Here is a 5,736-nt window from a genome sequence, read left to right as displayed (position 1 = left end):
ACGGCGCCACGGTGATCGAGGCCCCACTGCCCACGCCGTCCGCGCCGACTCCGGAGGACGACGGCGGGGCGGGGGCCGACGTGCCCGCGGCACCGCCCGGCGAGAGTTCCCCCGACGAACAGCTGGTCCCCGAGCAGGCGGGCCACCCGGCCACCGGCCGGAGCAAGTCCCGCAGGAAGAGCACCCACCCGGCGGTCCCCGCCTGGGAGGACGTCCTGCTGGGCGTGCGCAGCCAGCGCGGCTGACCCGCGCCGTTCTCCCGGAAAGCCCCTCCCCCGGCACCGGCCACGGGGAGGGCTTGAACACGTTCCACCGGCGACAGGTCGCCGTGCGGGGCACCTTCCCTGCGCGGAACGCCGTGAGGGGCACATCCACCGCGCTCGACGCAGCGAATGTGCCCCTCACGGCACGACCCGGGTGGGTGGGTCGGGTCAGTTCTTCGCGCTGGCCCACTTCACCTTGGGGAACATCAGGTCGTTGTCCACGCGGTGCTTGTTCTCCTCCACGATCGGGAAGAGGGACTCGATGAGCGTGTCGGAGAGCAGGTGCGGCTTCAGGCCGAGGTCGACCAGACCGGTGTGCTTGACGTTGTAGTAGTGCTCCTCGAGCTCCCAGCGCGGGTTCTCCAGGTAGTCGATCTGCACCGGGCCGGGGAAGGTCTCCGCCACCAGCTCGGCCACCTGCTTGACCGAGTAACTCTCGGTCATCTGGTTGAACACGCGGAACTCACCCCGGTCGGCGGGGTTCTCCACCGCCAGCCGCAGGCACTCGACCGTGTCCCGGATGTCCAACATCCCGCGGGTCTGACCGCCCTTGCCGTAGACGGTCAGCGGCTGACCCAGCACGGCCTGGATGATGAAGCGGTTGAGCACGGTGCCGAACACGGAGTCGTAGTCGAGCCGGGTCGCCAGGCGCGGGTCGCGTGTGGTCTGGTCGGTCGTCTGGCCGTAGACCACACCCTGGTTCAGATCGGTCGCGCGCATCCCCCAGATGCGGCACCCGAACTCGATGTTGTGCGAATCGTGCACCTTCGTCAGGTGGTAGAACGAGCCCGGCTTCTTCGGGTAGAGCATCCGGTCGGAACGACCGTTGTGCTCGATCTCGATCCACCCCTCCTCGATGTCGATGTTCGGGGTGCCGTACTCGCCCATGGTGCCGAGCTTGACCAGGTGGATCTCCGGGTCGATCTCGGCGATGGCGTACATGACGTTGAGGTTGCCGATCACGTTGTTGTGGTGCGTGTAGACGGCGTGCTCGCGGTCGATCATCGAGTACGGCGCCGCGCGCTGCTCGGCGAAGTGGACGATCGTGTCCGGGCGGAACTCCCGGACGACCGAGTAGACGAACTCGGCGTCGAGCAGGTCGCCGACGTAGGACGTGATCTCCCGTCCGGAGACCTCCTGCCACGCCGCGACGCGGACGTCGAGGTCCTCGATCGGGACCAGGCTCTGCGAGCCCAGCTCCGTGTCGTACCCCCTGCGCGCGAAGTTGTCGACGACAGCGATTTCATGCCCACTGTCGGAGAGGTGGAGGGCGGTCGGCCACCCCAGATATCCGTCACCACCGAGAACGAGGACTCGCACGACTCGACTGCCTCCATCGTCTTTCTCTTCCAGCGCCGGGTTCCCCCAGCAACCGCACTCACTGAAACACGGTTCGTCCACCGTCTACCACCCGGGCACACGGATCAACCCGCCCGGAGGATACGCAACGCGCACGGCACGACCGGCGGGCGGGTGTGCACAATGGTGGCGTGCGTACCGCGACCGCCGCGGCGGAGCCTCCGCGAGCCGAGTTCGGCCGGCCTGGCCTCGGGGCCCGGTTCCTGCGCGCGGGAACGAGTTCCGCACTGGCCACCGGGGTCAGTCAACTCACCTTCATCGGGCTGTCCGTGTGGGGCGCGACCCCCGCCCTGACCAGCGCCCTGGCGTTCCTCGCGGGTGCGGTGCCGAACTTCCTCCTCGCCCGCCGGTGGGCGTGGGGGCGGTCCGGGACCCCGGCGATGCGGCGGGAACTGCTCCCCTACGTCGCCGTCATCGCCGCGACCGGCCTCACCGCGGTGGGCCTGACCACGCTCACCGGCCACCTCATCGAACCACTGGCGCTGTCCGGGTTCTGGCGCGTCGTCGTGCTCGACGTCGTCTTCCTCGGCAGCTACGCGTTGGTCTTCATGCTGAAGTTCGCTCTGCTCGACCGGTTCGTGTTCCGCGACGCAGCACGAACTCGCGGATCCACGTCGTGAGCATCACCCGCGCGTAGTTCGCCCCGTAGGGGATGCTGCGCCCCTTCTTGCTGGCCCCGTTGCTGCGCAGGCGCATGGTCATCGGCACCTCCAGCAGCCGCGCCCCCCGCGCCAGCGCTCCCAGCAGGAGCTCGGAGGACTGGTACTGCGGTTCGCGCAGGGTCACCGAGGTCGCCAGGTCGGCGCGCATCGCGCGGAACCCGAACGAGGTGTCGGTGATCCGGCGCAGGGTGAGCACCGAGGCGATCCAGGAGAACACCCGCACCCCGAGCCAGCGGATCGCGCTGTCGTGCTGGTAGCTGCCGAGCCTGCGGGATCCGGTGACGAAGTCGGCCGTGTCGTCCAGCAGCGGCTTGACCAGCATGGGCATCTCGTGGTTGTCGTACTGCCCGTCGGCGTCGGTGGTGACGATGTAGTCCGCGCCGCACTCGTGGGCGAGGTGGTAGCCCAGCCGCAGGGCGGCGCCCTGGCCCCGGTTGCGGCCGGCGACGCACACGTACGCGCCCGCCTCCCGGGCCTCGTGCGCCGTGTCGTCGGTGGCGCCGTCCACCACGACCAGCGTGGACACCGGCAGGTCGCCGCAGGCGGTCGGCATGTCCCGCACCACCCCGGCGATGCCCCTGGCCTCGTTGTACGCCGCGATCACCACGACGAGGGGCGTCAGCGGCCGGTCGCCGTAGCGGGTCCGGAACTCGGCCACCGCCTCGGCGTCGACGGCGTCGGGGTAGTCGTCCATGGTCGGTCTCCGTCCTCCGGCCACGCCGGGTTTCTCGGGCCGCCTCCCGAGGAGCGCGGCGAGGCCGAGCGCACCTCCCAGGGGAAGCAACACCAACGCGGGTATCTGGTAACGCCAGGAGAACTCGAACGCCGCCGAGCCCAACAGCATGAGCAGTCCGCTGCCGGTGGCCAGGAAGGCGGCCGACCGCAGTCCCGAACGCCGTGCCCTGCCGACGCCGACCGTGGCGAGGATGCCGAGCAGCGACGCCACCGCCAGCGCGGGCCCCCAGGTGTAGCCCCCGTTCAGCTGGTAGGCGCGCAGGAAGCCGCTGAGGTCGGTGTCGGCGTGCGGCACGATGCCGTCCCGCTCGTACACGGTGGCGTTGTACCGTTCGAGCGTTTCCGGGCCGAGGTTGTAGTACGGGTAGGTGACCTGGAACTGCCACCGCTCGGCGGGGACGTCCTTGGCGTGCGTGCGCTTGATCGGGTCGAAGTTTTTGACGAAGTCACCCAGCACCGACGCGGTGAACGCGATCGGCTGGTTGGTGATGACCTCCGTCGCGAACTCGTTGGCCAGCTCCTCCTTGGTCCGACCGGGTGGGAGTTCCTGCTCCGGCCAGTCCGGGTCGCCGTAGACGTAGTGGGTGTAGTAGTCGATCGCCCGCCGGTCGTCGAGGGGCGTGTCCGGGCAGAAGATCTGCAACGCCGGGTCGTCCGGCGGCAACTGCGCGCAGTCGGCCACGGTCGCGGTGCGTCCGTAGAGCACGTTGCCGGTGGCGCCGGAGAGCCCCCACTCCCCGGAGACGGCGTGGAAGTACGCGGCGTACGGCAGCAGCACCGCGAGGACGCCCGCGGCCCCGCCCGCCAGCCGCACGCCGATCCGCTTCCAGCCCGCACGACCGCGCCAGGCTCCTCCCGCCAGCACCAGGTACACGGCCATCGGGACGAGCATGGTGATGCCGATGGTGCGGGTGAGCACGGACAGCGCGATCAGCATCCCGGCCAGCCCCGCGCGCCACCAGGTCGGCTCCCCCCGGCCCGCGAGCGCCCACAACGCGCCCACGAGCAGCGCCTGGAACCAGACCTCGGACATGATCATTTCTTCGATCTGGAGCTGGTACGCGTCGAGCAGCACGGGGGCCGCCACGAGCGCGGCGAGCCAGGTGCGGCTGGTGTAGCGCAGGGTCAGCGCGTACAACGCGACCGCGAGCAGCACCCCGAGCAGGTGCTGGACGGCCGCGACGAACGAGAAGCCGCCGAACTCGAACAGCACCTTCAGCACGGCCGCGTAGCCGACCGGGTTGAGGTCGTGCGGCCGGAGCGCGTCGACGTTGTTCAGGTAGCGGAACGTGTCGATGTAGAGCAGGGCGGGCTGATACGCCAGCCACACCAGTACCCGCAGCGTGACGCCACCGGCCAGCAGAACGCCCAGCAGCCAGTGCCGACGGAGGAACCCGGTCACTTACTCAGAAGACTTTCTGCCTGTCGTGGTCGAGGAAGTACTGCCAGGTGGCGGCCAGCCCGTCGCGCAGGCTGTGCGCGGGCCGGTAGCCGATCGTCTCCGCACTGCGGGCGAGGTCGACCACCACCGCGGGCATCTCCCCGCCGGGGGCCGGCACGTGCTCGACCGGGATGGCGCTGCCCGTCACCTCGCGGACCGTCTCGATCAGTTCCAGCACCGAGACCGAGCGCCCGGCCCCGACGACGGCCCGGCCGACGTGCCCGGAGTCCCAGGCCCGTTCGATCCCGCGCACCACGTCGTCCAGGAAGACCAGGTCCCGCGACTGCCGCCCGTCGCCGTAGACCGTGACGCCCTCACCGGCGAGCGCGGCCCGCATCAACCGGGGCACGAAGCTGTCCTTGTGGCTCATCCCCGGCCCGTACACGTTGGTGAACCGCAGCGCGGTCGTGGTCACCCCGTAGGCGCCCGCGTACCCGGACATCAGCATCTCGCACGCGGCCTTGGTGGCCCCGTACGGCGTCAGCGGCGCCAGCGGCATGTCCTCCGAGATGGTGGCGGTGCCGACGTCGCCCACCACCGCGTTGGTCGAGGCGAACACGAACCGGCCCACACCGTGCATGCGCGCGAGTTCGAGCAGTTCGTGGGTGATCGCGACGTTCTGCGCGTAGGTCCGGGCGGGCATCTCCACCGATTTGAGCACCGATGTGACGGCGGCGAGGTGGATGATGCCGTCGATGCCGGGGACGACCGCACGTTCGCGGACCTCGGGGTCGGCGAGATCGCCCTGGACGGCCACGACGCCCTCGTCGGCCACGTCGATCGGTTCCCGGTCGACGACCGTCACCCGGGCGCCACGACGCCGGAAGGCCGCGACGACCGCACGGCCGATGAACCCGCAACCTCCCGTGATCACGACGTGCGCGGGGGTTGCCTCGGTCGGATTGGTGCGCGACGACATGCGGGTTAAGGTACCCTCGCCCGGATCCTGTCAACCCGGCGGCCGGTGTCCGCGCCCGTGGTGCGGTGCGGGTCGGCCGACGGACCGGGGGTTTCACCTGGTCAGCGCAACGTGCTCAGTGAAGCGCAATGTGCTCAGCAAAGCGCAATGTGCTCAGTAGAGCGCAGCGTGTTCAGCCGAACGCGGCCAGCAGCACACCCGGCCAGGCCAGCGCCAGGCCCACGGCCGTGCCGAGCACGATCCACCGGACGACGGCGATACGGCGCCCCAGCCACAGGGACGGCGTCACCCCGGAGGTGAGCAGCGCGGCGGCGGCGACCACCACCCAGGCCGCCGTCTCGGCGGCCAGGGCCCGGG

General features: G+C 70.3%; 5 protein-coding genes and 1 pseudogene. 2 read left to right on the top strand and 4 right to left on the bottom strand.

Features of this window, described 5'->3' with window-relative positions; all coding sequences use genetic code 11:
• Nucleotides 1–245, top strand: a pseudogene (locus SACHA_RS25745) (septation protein SepH); the annotation flags it as partial.
• Between the two features lie 186 nt (nt 246–431).
• Here SACHA_RS25745 and SACHA_RS0117615 read toward each other — a convergent pair.
• Nucleotides 432–1,583 (bottom strand): NAD-dependent epimerase/dehydratase family protein, encoded by a 1,152-nt coding sequence (locus tag SACHA_RS0117615; protein WP_019811897.1) that lies wholly within the window; start codon nt 1,581–1,583, stop codon nt 432–434.
• Between the two features lie 170 nt (nt 1,584–1,753).
• Between SACHA_RS0117615 and SACHA_RS0117610 the strand changes: the two genes are divergently transcribed.
• The gene (locus tag SACHA_RS0117610; protein WP_019811895.1) at nt 1,754–2,242 is read left to right on the top strand and encodes a GtrA family protein; all 489 of its coding nucleotides are present in this window, start codon (nt 1,754–1,756) and stop codon (nt 2,240–2,242) included.
• Here SACHA_RS0117610 and SACHA_RS0117605 read toward each other — a convergent pair.
• The 3 genes from SACHA_RS0117605 to SACHA_RS22870 form a co-directional block, all read right to left on the bottom strand.
• Nucleotides 2,169–4,421, bottom strand: a complete 2,253-nt coding sequence (locus SACHA_RS0117605; RefSeq protein ID WP_019811893.1) for a glycosyltransferase family 2 protein — start codon at nt 4,419–4,421, stop codon at nt 2,169–2,171. The genes SACHA_RS0117610 and SACHA_RS0117605 overlap by 74 nt on opposite strands.
• A gap of 4 nt (nt 4,422–4,425) precedes the next feature.
• Nucleotides 4,426–5,379, bottom strand: a complete 954-nt coding sequence (locus tag SACHA_RS0117600; protein WP_019811891.1) for an NAD-dependent epimerase/dehydratase family protein — start codon at nt 5,377–5,379, stop codon at nt 4,426–4,428.
• Between the two features lie 172 nt (nt 5,380–5,551).
• Nucleotides 5,552–5,736 (bottom strand): DUF2537 domain-containing protein (locus SACHA_RS22870; RefSeq protein ID WP_019811889.1); only part of this gene is annotated, 185 nt, incomplete at its 5' end.

This window comes from Saccharomonospora halophila 8 (assembly GCF_000383775.1).
GTDB lineage: Bacteria > Actinomycetota > Actinomycetes > Mycobacteriales > Pseudonocardiaceae > Saccharomonospora > Saccharomonospora halophila.
This window is presented reverse-complemented; position numbering and strand designations above follow the sequence as displayed.